General features: G+C 64.0%; 10 protein-coding genes. 4 read left to right on the forward strand and 6 right to left on the reverse strand.

Annotation, left to right across the window (positions count from 1 at the left end):
* Positions 1-143 precede the first annotated feature (143 nt).
* The 3 genes from JQ631_RS03140 to JQ631_RS03150 all read left to right on the forward strand — a co-directional run bounded on the left by JQ631_RS03140 (position 144) and on the right by JQ631_RS03150 (position 6441).
* The gene (locus JQ631_RS03140) at positions 144-1835 is read left to right on the forward strand and encodes a methyl-accepting chemotaxis protein (RefSeq protein WP_212323948.1); all 1692 of its coding nucleotides are present in this window, start codon (positions 144-146) and stop codon (positions 1833-1835) included.
* A gap of 243 nt (positions 1836-2078) precedes the next feature.
* Positions 2079-5258, forward strand: a complete 3180-nt coding sequence (locus tag JQ631_RS03145; protein ID WP_212323949.1) for an efflux RND transporter permease subunit — start codon at positions 2079-2081, stop codon at positions 5256-5258.
* Positions 5245-6441: an efflux RND transporter periplasmic adaptor subunit gene (locus tag JQ631_RS03150; protein ID WP_212323950.1), complete on the forward strand. Its 1197-nt coding sequence runs from the start codon at positions 5245-5247 to the stop codon at positions 6439-6441. Before JQ631_RS03145 ends, JQ631_RS03150 begins: the two co-directional genes overlap by 14 nt.
* Before the next feature lie 105 nt (positions 6442-6546).
* Here the strand turns inward: JQ631_RS03150 and JQ631_RS03155 are convergent, their stop codons facing one another.
* Together JQ631_RS03155 and JQ631_RS03160 are read right to left on the reverse strand one after the other, a co-directional pair.
* Complete coding sequence (locus JQ631_RS03155) at positions 6547-8061, reverse strand: acetyl-CoA acetyltransferase (protein WP_212323951.1); 1515 nt, start codon at positions 8059-8061, stop codon at positions 6547-6549.
* A 71-nt stretch (positions 8062-8132) separates the two neighbouring features.
* Positions 8133-9266, reverse strand: coding sequence for a nitronate monooxygenase (locus tag JQ631_RS03160; RefSeq protein WP_212323952.1), 1134 nt, complete (start codon positions 9264-9266; stop codon positions 8133-8135).
* 256 nt (positions 9267-9522) lie between these two features.
* On the opposite strand from JQ631_RS03160, the gene yghU reads away from it, so the two are divergent.
* Positions 9523-10395 (forward strand): glutathione-dependent disulfide-bond oxidoreductase, encoded by an 873-nt coding sequence (gene yghU / locus JQ631_RS03165; protein WP_212323954.1) that lies wholly within the window; start codon positions 9523-9525, stop codon positions 10393-10395.
* Positions 10396-10451: 56 nt separating this feature from the next.
* Here the strand turns inward: yghU and JQ631_RS32565 are convergent, their stop codons facing one another.
* The 4 genes from JQ631_RS32565 to JQ631_RS03185 all read right to left on the reverse strand — a co-directional run bounded on the left by JQ631_RS32565 (position 10452) and on the right by JQ631_RS03185 (position 13850).
* Positions 10452-11177, reverse strand: a complete 726-nt coding sequence (locus tag JQ631_RS32565; protein WP_349644954.1) for an N-acetyltransferase — start codon at positions 11175-11177, stop codon at positions 10452-10454.
* A gap of 20 nt (positions 11178-11197) precedes the next feature.
* Positions 11198-11815, reverse strand: coding sequence for a flavin reductase family protein (locus JQ631_RS03175; protein ID WP_212323956.1), 618 nt, complete (start codon positions 11813-11815; stop codon positions 11198-11200).
* Positions 11816-11878: 63 nt separating this feature from the next.
* Complete coding sequence (locus tag JQ631_RS03180) at positions 11879-13156, reverse strand: acyl-CoA dehydrogenase family protein (RefSeq protein ID WP_212323958.1); 1278 nt, start codon at positions 13154-13156, stop codon at positions 11879-11881.
* Positions 13157-13469: 313 nt separating this feature from the next.
* Positions 13470-13850 (reverse strand): VOC family protein, encoded by a 381-nt coding sequence (locus JQ631_RS03185; RefSeq protein WP_212323960.1) that lies wholly within the window; start codon positions 13848-13850, stop codon positions 13470-13472.
* Between the last annotated feature and the right edge of the window lie 7 nt (positions 13851-13857).

Raw genomic sequence — 13857 nt, forward strand, 5'->3', positions numbered from 1 at the left:
TCATTTCTTTGAGGTTCCGTACCCCGTACGGAGTCGTAGATAACAACTGCTCAGTCGCTTTGTTGTTGGGTGTCGGCGCCGCTGCTTTTGGTTGATCCGCAATTCCAGGATGCGCCGCCGCGCCAACGCAAAGAGACCCGCTTATGCTCGCCACCATCTCCATCCGTGCCAAGATCATCAGTGTCGTGGCGTTCCTGCTGGTCGCCATGGCCGGCATGGGCTTGCTCGCCGTCATGAAGATGCGGGCCATCAATGCCAACACGGTCGATATCACCACGAACTGGATGCCGAGCGTGCGCGTGATCGGCGATCTGCGCGCCGGCGTCATCACTTACCGCAATGTCATCCGGGAGCACATGCTGGCGGAGACGCTGGATGAAAAGCTCGCGGCCGAGAAGATCCTGGCAACGGTGGTTGAGGCGAACACCAGGTTTCGCAAGACCTACGAGAGCATGATCACCTTGCCTGAAGAGAAGGCTCTCTACGGCCAATGGTCCAAGGCATGGGAAGATTACAAGAAGGGCACCCAGGAGGTCATGGCATTGTCGCGCCGGGATGCGGGCAAGATCCCGCACGATGCGCACGAGCTGAACTCCAAGACGGTCAACAAGATCGGCCTTGAGGCCGACGCCATTCTGGCCAAGGACATCGAACTGAACAACAAGGGCGGCGATCGGGCCTCTGAGGACGCATCCAGCACCTTCTATTACGCCTTCATGCTGGTCGCGATCATCCTTGGTGCCGCCGTCATCGCCGGCATCGGCGTCAGCTTCTACCTCGTCCAGGACGTCTCCAGCGGCATCAATTCGATCATCGCGCCGATGCAGGCGCTGGGTCGCGGTGATCTTTCCGCTCAAGTCCCGCATCGCGGCGAGAAGACCGAGATTGGATCCATGGCTGACGTGCTTCAGGTCTTCAAGGAGGCGTTGATCGCCAAGAAGGCCGCCGACGAGGCCGCTGCGGCCGATGCCGAGGCCAAGATCGAGCGCGGCCGCCGCGTCGACAACATCACCCGCGACTTCGAGACCATGATCGGCGAGATCGTCCAGACCGTGTCGTCGGCCTCGACCCAGCTCGAGGCCTCCGCCTCGACGCTGACCTCGAGCGCCGACCGTTCGCAGCGGATGGCGACCACGGTTGCCGCGGCTTCGGAAGAAGCTTCCACCAACGTGCAGTCGGTGGCTTCGGCGACCGAAGAGATGGCCTCGTCCGTCGGCGAGATCAGCCGCCAGGTGCAGGAATCGGCGCGGATGGCGGGCGACGCCGTCGGCCAGGCCCGCGCCACCACCGATCGCGTCAGCGAGCTGTCAAAGGCGGCGTCCCGCATCGGCGACGTCGTCGAGCTGATCAACACCATTGCCGGCCAGACCAACCTCTTGGCCCTCAATGCAACCATCGAGGCGGCGCGCGCCGGTGAAGCCGGCCGAGGCTTCGCGGTGGTCGCCTCCGAGGTGAAGGCGCTCGCCGAGCAGACTGCCAAGGCGACGGGCGAGATCGGCCAGCAGATCTCCGGCATCCAGGCGGCGACCAACGACTCGGTCGGCGCGATCAAGGAAATCTCCTCGACCATCGAGCGGCTCTCGGAAATCTCCTCGGCCATCGCGGCCGCGGTGGAAGAGCAGGGCGCTGCGACCCAGGAAATCGCCCGCAACGTGCAGCAGGCGGCCCAGGGCACCCAGCAGGTCTCTTCCAACATCACCGATGTGCAGCGTGGCGCGACCGAGACCGGCACGGCCTCCTCGCAGGTGCTTTCGGCGGCGCAGATGCTGTCCAACGATTCGAGCCGGCTGAAGAATGAGGTCGGCAAGTTCCTGACCAACGTCCGTGCGGCGTAAGCCCAAGGACCAATGGAAGTTCTGAAACGGCGCCCCCGGGCGCCGTTTTTACGTGACTGAAGGGCGTTTCCGTCATCTTTCGGGCCGAGGCTGCATATCTGAAATGCGATTTCGCTGGGCAATAGCAGGGAAGTGACCGCGCGTGACGCGCTGCCATTGGCCATTTCTGCGGTGTTCGGGTAAATCAGCGCAGGGAAACCGTGGGGGCGTGTTCCCTGTCCCCTTTTTGGAATTGCCTGACGAATGATTGCTCTGGTCCGTATTGCCCTGAGCCGGCCCTACACGTTTGTCGTGCTGGCGCTCCTGCTTCTGATCATCGGACCGCTGGCGGCGCTGCGGACGCCGACCGACATCTTTCCGGACATCCGCATCCCCGTGATCGGCGTGGTCTGGCAATACACCGGCCTGCCGCCCGACCAGATGTCCGGCCGCATCACCACGCCGTTCCAGCGGGCGCTGACGACGACCGTCAACGACATCGAGCACATCACCGCCAATTCCTATAACGGCGTTGGCATCATCAAGATCTTCTTCCAGCCCAACGTCGATATCCGCACCGCCAATGCGCAGGTCACGGCGATCTCGCAGACGCTGATCAAGCAGATGCCGCCGGGCGCGACGCCGCCGCTCATCCTGAACTACTCCGCCTCGACCGTGCCGATCATCCAGGTGGCGCTGTCGGGCGAAGGCCTGACCGAGCAGAACCTCGCCGACATCGGCATCAACCAGCTCCGGACCCCGCTCGTCACCGTGCCGGGCGCCGCGATCCCGTATCCGTTCGGCGGCAAGCAGCGCCAGATCCAGATCGATCTCGATCCGACCGCGCTCCAGGCCCGGGGGCTATCAGGCCAGGACGTCGCCAATGCGCTCGCGGCCCAGAACCTGATCACGCCGGTCGGCACCCAGAAGATCGGCACGTTCGAGTACAGCATCCAGCTCAACAACTCGCCGCTCAAGATCGATGAGCTCGGCAACCTGCCGATCAAGACCGTCAACGGCGCGATGGTCTATGTCCGCGACGTCGCCACTGTGCGCGACGGCAATCCGCCACAGACCAACATCGTCCACGTCGACGGCAATCGCTCGGTGCTGATGATGGTGCTGAAAGCGGGCGCGACCTCGACGCTGGATATCATCGCCGGCATCAAGCAGAAGGTGATCGACGTCAAGGATCAGCTGCCGGATGCGCTGAAGATCGGCTTCATCGGCGACCAGTCGGTGTTCGTCCGCGGTGCGATCGAGGGCGTCGCCTTCGAAGGCGTGATCGCGGCGCTGCTCACCAGCGTCATGATCCTCTTGTTCCTCGGCAGCTGGCGTTCGACCGTCATCATCGCGGTCTCGATCCCGCTGTCGGTGCTCGGCGCGATCATCATGCTGTCGGCGATCGGCGAGACGCTCAACATCATGACGCTCGGCGGTCTCGCACTTGCCGTCGGCATTCTCGTCGACGACGCCACGGTGACCATCGAGAACATCAACTACCATCTCGAGCAGGGCAAGCCGGTCGAGCAATCGATCCTCGACGGTGCCAACCAGATCGTGACGCCTGCGTTCGTCTCGCTGCTCTGTATCTGCATCGTGTTCGTGCCGATGTTCTTCCTCAACGGTGTTGCGCGCTTCCTGTTCGTGCCGATGGCGGAAGCGGTGATGTTCGCGATGATCTGGTCGTTCATCCTGTCGCGCACGCTGGTGCCGACCATGGCGAACTATCTGCTGCATGCGCATGTCCATCACGAGGGCGAACCGCCGAAGTCGCGCAATCCCTTCGTCTGGTTCCAGCGCGGTTTCGAGAAGCGGTTCGATCGCATTCGCGGTGGCTATCACGACCTCCTGGGCCTTGCGATGGCGCATCGCATGGTGTTCGTCGCGTGCTTCCTTTGCGTGGTCGGGGCGTCCTTCGCGCTGGTGCCGTTCCTGGGCCGCAATTTCTTCCCCGCGGTCGATGCCGGCAACATCCTGATGCATGTGCGCACCCAGGTCGGCACCCGCGTCGAGGAGAACGCCAACCACCTCGCCGACGTGCAGAAGGCGATCCGCAAGCTGATCCCGGGTGAGATCGAGACCATGACCGACAACATCGGCATGCCGATCTCCGGCATCAACATGACCTACAACAACACCGGCGTGATCGGTCCGCAGGACGGCGACATCCAGATCAAGCTGAAGGAAGGCCACAAGCCGACCGAGGAGCACGTGAAGGTACTGCGCGAGCAGTTACCCCGGCTGTTCCCGGGCGTCAGCTTCGCCTTCCTGCCTGCCGACATCGTCAGCCAGATCCTGAATTTCGGTGCGCCCGCACCGATAGATCTGCAAATCCGCGGCGCCAATCTCAGCGCCAATTTTGCTTACGCCAACAGCCTGCTGGCAAAGGTTCGCAAGATTCCCGGCGTTGCCGATGCGCGCATCCAGCAATCGCCGAACCTGCCGACGTTCAACATCGATGTCGATCGCACCCGCGCGCAATATGTCGGCCTGACCGAGCGCGACGTCACCAACAGCCTCGTGGTCAATCTCGCCGGCTCCTCGCAGGTGGCGCCGACCTACTTTCTCAATCCTGAGAACGGCGTGTCCTATTCGATCGTGATGCAGACGCCGCAATATCAGATCGATTCGCTTAGCGCGCTCCAGACGCTGCCGATTACCGCGGCTGGCGCCTCGCAATCACCAATCCTTGGCGGCATTGCCGACATCAAGCGCTCGGTCTCGAGCGCGGTGGTGTCGCAATACGATATCCAATCGATGGTGCAGATTTTTGCGACGACCTCGGGCCGCGATCTCGGCGCCGTCTCCAATGACATCCGCCAGGTCATCGCCGACACCGCCAAGGAGGTGCCGAAGGGGTCGTCCGTGGTGCTGCTCGGCCAGGTGCAGACCATGAACAGTGCTTTCACGGGCCTGCTGTTCGGCCTGCTCGGCGCCGTTGTGCTGATCTACTTCCTGATCGTCGTGAACTTCCAGTCGTGGTCCGATCCGTTCGTGATCATCACGGCGCTGCCGGCCGCGCTTGCCGGGATCGTCTGGATGCTGTTCACGACCCAGACCACGCTGTCGGTCCCGGCGCTGACGGGCGCCATCATGTGCATGGGTGTTGCCACCGCAAACAGCGTGCTGGTGATCTCCTTCGCCCGCGAGCGCTATGAAGAGCTCGGCGACCCCATCGCGGCCGCGCTGGAAGCCGGGTTCGTTCGGTTCCGGCCGGTGCTGATGACCGCACTCGCCATGATCATCGGCATGGCGCCAATGGCCCTCGGGCTCGGCGAGGGCGGCGAGCAGAATGCGCCGCTTGGCCGCGCCGTGATCGGCGGCCTGATCTTTGCAACTTTCGCCACGCTGATGTTTGTTCCCGTGGTGTTCAGTATGGTACACAAGAAGCAAGGCGCCAAAGCCGCCGCCCCCCTGGAGACTCCGCATGTCGCCCACTGAACCCCGCTCCCCGGTATCGCACCGGAAACTGGGCATTTTCAGCGTGGTGGCGCTGATTGCGGCAGGCCTCGTGGTCGGCACCGGCATCCGGGCCCGCGAGGACCAGGGCTCTAAGCTGAAGGAATGGACCGACGACCAGGCCATTCCCAGCGTCGCGGTAGCGCTGCCCAACTCCAAGGCGCTCAATTCCACGATCGACCTGCCGGGTCGGCTCGAGGCCTATTATCGCGCCCCGATCTTCGCCCGTGTCTCCGGCTATCTCAAAAGCTGGAGCGCCGACATCGGCGCCCGCGTCAAGGCAGGGCAGGTGATTGCCGAGATCGAGGCGCCCGACCTCGACCAGCAGCTCTTGCAGGCCCGTGCCGATCTCGCCAGCCAACAGGCCAGCGCCAGGCTGTCGGAGGCAACCCTGAACCGGCGCAAGACACTGGTCGCCTCCAACTTCGTCTCCGCGCAGGAGATCGACGAGCGTACCGCCGATCTCTCCAACAAGAACGCCGCCGTCAAGTCCGGCCAGGCCAATGTCGAGCGGCTCGAAGCGCTGGCCGGCTACAAGAAGATCACGGTGCCGTTCGACGGTGTGGTGACCTCGCGTGACACTGACGTCGGTGCGCTGATCAATGCGGGCGGCGGCTCGGGGCCGGCGATGTTCGTGGTCTCCGACATCACCAAGCTGCGCGTTTACGTCAACGTGCCCCAGAATTACGTGCCGTCGATCAAGATCGGCGCCAAGGCCACCATCTCGCTGCCTGAATATCCGAACCGGACCTTCCAGGCCACGGTGGAGGCCTCGTCGCAGGCTGTGGACGTTGCTTCAGGCACCACGCGCATGCAGCTTGGCCTCGACAATTCCAGCGGCGAGCTGATGCCCGGCGGCTATGCCAGCGTAAAGCTGAGCCTGCAGCGCGATTCCGCGCCGCTGAGCATTCCCGCCAGCGCGCTGATCTTCAACGGCAGCGGCCTGCGCATCGCAACGGTCGGTGCGGATGACAAGGTGCAGTTCAAGACCGTGACCATCGCCCGCGACCTCGGTCGCGAGATCGAGCTCGCCTCGGGCATCGCGCCCGATGATCGCGTCATCACCGCCCCACCGGACGGCCTGTCCGACGGCGACCAGGTGCGCGTGGTCGGTGGCGGTGGCAAGCCGGCGACTGCTTCGGAGAAGCAGGCGCCGAAGGGTTGAGGCACGGTCTCGTAGGGTGGGCAAAGGCGCCCTAGCGCCTTGCCCACGTTTTGTCCTCGATTGAGCGAGATGGTGGGCATGCTTCGCTTTGCCCACCCTGCAAGATCACGCCACCCGCCACTCCGGCGTGCCATCAGCGGCCATTGTGATCTCGCCGAGCGATCCCACAGGCGTGCGGTTCATGTCGAGGAGGCGCGCCAGCGTCGAGCTATCGCTCGCCGGAATCCGTGCCAGCGTGCGCCGGTCATCATCGGTGCGCAGCATCACCACGCCATGTTCGACATCGCCGCCGCGACCGTAGAGCACTGTGAAGCTCTCCACCTTACCCTTGCCGCTGGCCTGATCGACGAACTCCGGCACCGCACGCTTGTTGCGGTCGGCTTCGCTCTGCACGCTGGTCTCCTGCGCCAGTGCCTCGCGCGGTGGCGCCTTTGAGACGACCAGCGCATGATGCTTGGTGACGAAACCGCCCTGGCCATAGAGCAGGCCGAGCTTGTCACCGCCGCGCACACGTCGCACCATCGCGCACGCCGCGTGCGTCATGTAGGTGTTGAGCGGCGCGCCGAAGAAGGTGAGGCCGCCATTCACGGTGGGCTGCACGTCGGCGCCAAGGCCCAGCGTTCGCCGAGCCATCTTGGGCACGCAGGGGAAGCAGCTGTAGAGCTCGATCGCGTCGAACTTCCTGCTGTCACCGCCGGCGATCTCCATCGCGGCCTTCAGGACCGCATTCTGCGGATGGCTCTCGTAGAACTGGTCGCGCAGAAGATAATCGCGCGGCTCCTCGGCCGATGCGCCGCCGAGCGGGTAGACCAGCTTGTCCTCTGCGATGCCGGCCGCACGCGCCTTGGCGAGGCTGGTGAGCAGCAGCGCGCCACCCATGTTGACGCTGGGGTTGGCCACCATCAGCTTGTTGTAGGGCCAGGCGATGAGCCGGTTGTCCGCGGTCGGCGTCGTGATCTCCTCCGGCGCATAGCGCCGCTTCAGCCAGGCGTTTGGATTTTGCGCGGCGGCTTCCGAATAGCGCGACCACAACGTGCCGGATTCCGCCATGGCCTCGCGCGGCGTCTGGCCCCAACGCGCGGAGGAGGCGGCTTCATAGAACGGATAAACCGTAACCGGGCGGAACACGCTGAGCTTCACCGCGAGCGGCTTCTGGAACGCCGCGCCGCGCTTGGGCTCCTCGACATCATGAGCAAATGCTGTCCATGGCAGCTTTGCGCCGGCGCGCTCGGCCTTGGTCGCGGTCGATTGCGCCTCGGCGCCGCAGACCGCAGCGACCGTGCATTCGCCGCGTGCAATGCGCTTGGCAGCCTCGTGGATGAAACGGATCGGGCTCTCGCCGCCGACCGGGCCATAATAGCAATGCGCTGGTGTAACGCCGAGCCGCTGTGCCAACAGCTTCTCGGGATCGCGATAGCGCCAGCTCAGGAAGTTGACGACATCGAGCGACTGCACTTCGCCCAGCAGCTTCGCGCCGGCGTCATGCTCGGCTCGCCGCAGGGCTTGTTCGAGCAGATCGAGCGGCTCGAGGCCGGCGGTGATTTCCTTCGGGCGGTCGACGATCTCGCCGATGCCGACGATGACGGGGATGCGGTCTTCGGGGATGGAGGTCTTGGTCATTTCTTCTTGCTTCACGTTTTCAGATCTTGGGCACGCCGTTGGCGGAGCCTCGAAGAATGGGCCACGAGCACTTACTCCGCCACCAGCGCATTCATGTGCTCGACGGCCTCGGCAAACTCTTCCTTGAACTCCTGCACCACGGCGCCGGCCGACTTCACGCTGTCGATCAGGCCGACGCCCTGGCCGACGAAATAGCTGACGAGATCGCGCGCCCTGGCGTTGCCGGCGGCGGCTGCACGGTCGATCGAGTTGAAGGCGTCGCGGCTGACGATGCTTTGCAGTGGCATCGGCAGTGCGCCCGGACTTTCCGGCGCGCGATCCCAGGCATCGGTCCAGACCGAGCGGAGCTGCCGCGCCGGCTTGCCGGTGCGACCCTTGGAGCGGATCGCATCGCGCGACGACGCCGCGATCATCTTCTCGCGAAAGATCTCGGAGGTCTCGGACTCGACGGTCGCAAGCCACACCGAGCCGGTCCAGGCGCCGGCCGCCCCCATCGCCATGCAGGCCGCCATCTGCCGTCCCGTCATGATGCCGCCGGCCGCAAGCACCGGCACGTCGCGGATCGGCTTGATCGCCTTGATCACCTCCGGCACCAGCACCATGGTCGAGACCTCGCCGCAATGGCCGCCGGCCTCGGTGCCTTGCACCACAAGAATATCGACGCCGGCTGCGACCTGGCGCAGCGCGTGCTCCTTGGCGCCGACGAGGGCGGCGACCGGGACGCCGTGCTTCTTGCCCATCTCGATCATGGCCTTCGGCGGCACGCCGAGCGCATTCGCGATCAGCCGGATCGGATGATTGAAGGAGACTTTGAGAAGCTCCAGCGCGGTCTCGGCGTCGAACGGTTGCGGCTGATTGTCGGCAACCTCGGTCGTCGTCAGCTCGATATCGTATTTCTTCAGGAGATCGCGCGTGTATTTGCGGTGCTCCTGCGGCACGCGCGCTTCAAGGCTCTTCCAGGTGACGTCCTTCTCGCCCGATGTCGAGATGTTCTCGGGGATCAGCACGTCGATGCCATAGGGCTTGCCGTCGACGTGATCGTCGATCCATTTCAGCTCGCGCTCGAGCGTATCGGGCGTGTGCACGGTTGCGCCCAGAACGCCGAAACCGCCGGCGCGGCTGACGGCGGCAACGACGTCGCGGCAATGGCTGAAGGCGAGCAGCGGGAACTCGATGCCCAGCATGTCGCAGATCGGCGATTTCATGGTCCTCTCCCGGCGGCCTTGGCCTTGCTGTTCTTGTTTTGCCTTGCGAGGGCCATTCAACGCTAGTCCCCCCCTCGCAGTGATGCCACGCCGGATTTGGGCGAGCATCTTGCGCGCAGGCGTTGCGTCGCGGACGAACCATTCTGCTGCATGACGTCGGCCTGAGGCCCGCGCGGGACGCAGAGCCGACGGGGCTTGCCATCGGCCATTCGCAGGCTAATTAATGCACGCGCATCTTTCTGCCGGAGTTCTTCGCATGACCGACGCCCCTTACGTACCGCCCAAAGTCTGGACCTGGAACAAGGAGAATGGCGGACAGTTCGCCAGCATCAACCGGCCGATCGCCGGTGCCACCCACGACAAGGAGCTGCCGGTCGGCAAGCATCCTTTCCAGCTTTATTCCCTGGCGACGCCGAACGGGGTGAAGGTGACCGTGATGCTGGAGGAGCTTCTGGCGCTCGGGCACAAGGGCGCCGAATACGACGCCTGGCTGATCAAGATCGGCAATGGCGACCAGTTCGGCAGCGGCTTTGTCGACATCAACCCGAACTCGAAGATCCCGGCGCTGATGGACCGGTCCGGCCCCGAGCCGATCCGCATCTTCGAATCCGGCTCGATCCTGTTCTACCTCGCCGAAAAGTTCGGCGCCTTCCTGCCGAAGGAGATCAAGGCACGCACCGACGCCATGTCCTGGCTGTTCTGGCAGATGGGCAGCGCGCCCTATCTCGGTGGCGGCTTCGGCCACTTCTACGCCTACGCGCCGTTCAAGATCGAATACGCCATCGACCGCTTCGCGATGGAGGTCAAACGCCAGCTCGACGTGCTCGACCGGCGCCTTGCCGACAACGAATATCTCGCGGGCAAGGAGTACACGATTGCCGACATGGCGGTCTGGCCGTGGTACGGCGCGCTCGCCAAGGGACTGGTCTATGGCGCCGGCGAATTTTTGTCGGTGCAGGACTACAAGAACGTGCAGCGCTGGACCGACCAGATCGCGCAGCGTCCCGCCGTGAAACGCGGCCGTATGGTCAACCGCGTTTCCGGTGATCCCGCGAGCCAGCTCCACGAGCGCCACGACGCCAGCGATTTCCAGACGAAGACACAGGACAAGGTCGCGCCGGCGACGTAGCGGGCTCCTTCCTCGTCATGGCCGGGCTAGTCCCGGCCTCCATGTTCGCCGAATCCTCAATCCGGCAACATCTCCCCGGATCCGCCCAGCTCCGCGGGCAGATCAACATATTTCGGCAGGCCATCCCTGACCGACACCATCTTGCTTGCGTAGTTCGCATGCAGCGTCGGCTGGTGCGTATAGCCCTTAAGCAGGTTGGCGTAGACGTCGGTCAGCCGCATCCGCGGGTGCTCGGTCATGACATGACCGCCGCAGCGCTTGCAGAATTTGCGATGGGAGTGCTCGGTCTTGTTGAAGGTCCCGAGCTCCGCTTCGCCTTTGGTGACGCGGACACTGTCCGACTTCCACAGGCTGAAAGCGTTGATCGGAGCAGCCGACCAGGCCTGGCAGTCGGCGCAGTGGCAATAGCCGGCGAACACCGGCTTGCCCGTGACCTCGACTTCGACGGCTCCGCAGAAGCAACCGGCCCGATAGTTCGCGAGCGGCTCCGCCTGCGTACTCTCGCCGTCCGCAAGCAGATCGTTGTATCCGGGGTTCTTGCCCATGAAATTGCGGACGAAGTCGCACTCGACGGACAGCTTTCGTGCCTGCGCGCGCACCGCATCCAGCGTGGCGCGGCCAAGCTTTGAGCCGATGCCGCGGCCGCCGAGCTCGGGCGGCACCTCGGTGTGCACCAGCGTGATCACGCCACCGTCCCTGCGATAGGTGACGAAGGCGATGACTCCGTCGACATCGAGCTCGAACCGGCTGCGCGCCTCATTGTCGCGAAAGGCTTCCGGCATCGTCTCTCTCCCAGGTGTGTTTATTTGCTCTTCGCGCCCTCCGCCGCCGGAAACACCACACGGTCATCGGTGCGGCAGTAGCGGTCGGCGAACATGCGGCCGATCGGGTGATAGCGGTCCATGTGCACCCGCATTGCCTCGTCGTCCCAGAGCTCATCGCGGATATGGAAGTGGATGCCTTCGCCCATGATCAGGCGGCGATCGTCGTTGACGTCGATCATCTTCCACAGCTTGCACTCCATCGCCCAGGGCGTGTCCGCGAGCCGTGGGGCCGCGATCTTGCTTGAAGGTGCGAGCTTCAGGCCAAGATAGTCCGGCTCGCCGATGTCAGGCGGAAAATCGCCACTGCTCTCATGCATCGCTTTCGCCAGCGGCTCGTCGGCGAGATTGACCACGAACTCGCCTGTGCGCTGGATGTTGAGGAAGGTGTCCTTGTCCTGCCCGTTCGGCTTGCGGTTCGCCGCGAACATGCACAGCGGCGGATCTTCGCAGAAGGCGTTGAAGAAGCTGAATGGCGCGGCGTTGACGACGCCGCTCGGACCGACCGAGGTCACCCACGCGATCGGTCGCGGCAGAATGAAGGACGTCAGCACCTTGTAGCGCTCGCGTGGCGTCAGGTCGCTGGCGGCGTATTCCATGGCGGCTCCGTTACTTTCTTCCCCTCTCGCCGTAAGCGGGAGAGGGGAAAGAGAGAGGGCGGCTTACGCCATGCTCAGTTCGTGGCGGCCGACCACCATCCAGTGCACCTCGTCCGGGCCATCCGCAAAGCGCAGGTGGCGCACGTCCTGGTACATCTCCGCGAGCGGGGTCCAGTGCGAGATGCCGGTGGCGCCGTGCATCTGGATCGACTGGTCAATGATCTTGCAGGCGCGTTCAGGCACCATGGCCTTGACCATGGAGACCCAGACGCGGGCTTCCTTGTTGCCGAGCACGTCCATGGCCTTGGCGGCCTTCAGCACCATCAGCCGCATCGCCTCGATCTCGCAGCGGGCCTGCGCGATGATCTGCATGTTGCCGCCGAGATGCGCGATCTTCTTGCCGAAGGCTTCGCGGGTAAGGCCACGCTGCACCATCAGATCGAGCGCCTTCTCGGCCTTGCCGATGGTGCGCATGCAGTGATGGATGCGGCCGGGTCCGAGGCGAAGCTGCGAGATCTCGAAGCCGCGGCCCTCGCCGAGCAGCATGTTCTCCTTCGGCACGCGCACATTGTTGAAGCGCATGTGCATATGGCCGCGCGGGGCGTGGTCCTGGCCGAACACATACATGGGGCCGAGCACCTCGACGCCGGGCGTGTCGCGCGGCACCAGGATCTGCGACTGCTGCTTGCTCGGCGCCGCATCCGGACTGGTCTTCACCATCACGATGAGGATCTTGCAGCGAGGGTCGCCGACGCCGGAGATGTAGTATTTCTCGCCGTTGATGACCCATTCGTCACCGACGAGCTTCGCCGTGGTCGAGATGTTCTTGGCATCGGAGGAGGCGACATTCGGCTCGGTCATGACATAGGCCGAGCGGATCTCGCCGTTCATCAGCGGCTTCAGCCACTTCTCTTTCTGCTCCTTGGTGCCGACGCGCTCCAGCACCTCCATGTTGCCGGTGTCGGGCGCCGAGCAGTTCATGGTCTCGGACGCCAGCGGGCTCTTGCCGAGCTCGGAGGCGATGTAGGCGTAGTCGAGATTCTTCAGGCCTTGGCCGGTCTCGTCATCGGGCAGGAAGAAGTTCCAGAGGCCTTCCTTCTTGGCCTTGTTCTTGGCGACCTCGAGCACCTCGAGCTGCTTCGGGGTGAAGCTCCAGCGATCCTGCTTGCCTTCGCCGGCCTTCGCGAACTCGATCGACATCGGCTCGACCGTCTCGCGGATGAACTTCCTGACGTGATCGTAGAGCGGCCGGACCTGGTCCGACATGCGCAGGTCATTGAGCTCATCGCCGGGATTGAGCGTGTAGTTGGTGGTGCGGGGAATGTAGGTGTGCTTTGTCATTGTTCCTCCCGGGGTCACTGAGATCGTGTTGGCCGAGAGAATAGTCGCAGCGCGGCCAAAGCGCGAGCGCGTATTTTCTCACGCAAGCCATGCCATGCGATGGAATTTCGCGGCGGCGTTTGAAATGTTGTTTGAATGGGGGGAGGCGCGATCTCTCGCGGATGTCGTCCCGGACAAGCGAAGCGCAGATCCGGGACCCATACCCACAGGGAAGAGTTTGGCGAGGACTCGGAGTTGCGAGTTTGCGCGACAACCGCTCCCTGTGGTTATGGGTCCCGGCGTTCGCCGGGACGACGCCGAGTATGTAGCCCGCTCAGTTCGGCATCCGATGCATCGCGCAGATCTTGTTGCCGTCGAGGTCGCGCAAGTAAGCGATATAGAGCTTGTTGCCCGCGCCCTCGCGGATGCCGGGCGGATTTTCGATCGGCTTTCCGCCGGCGGCGACGCCGGCCGCGTGCCACTTGTCGACCTGCTCGGGCGAGTTGGCGGCAAAGCCGATGGTGCCGCCGTTCGCACAGGTCGCCGGCTCGCCGTTGATCGGCTTGGAGACGGAGAACACGCCGGTCTTGGTGATGTAGAAGATGCGATGGCCGTCGACGCGCGCGGGCCGCACTTCGAGCGTGCTCAGGAGGCTGTCGTAGAACGTCTTGGCCTTGTCGAGATCGTTGGTGCCAACCATGATGTGCGAAAACATCTGTCTA

Origin of the sequence: Bradyrhizobium manausense, from assembly GCF_018131105.1 — a bacterium.
GTDB classification, from domain to species: Bacteria; Pseudomonadota; Alphaproteobacteria; order Rhizobiales; family Xanthobacteraceae; genus Bradyrhizobium; species Bradyrhizobium manausense_B.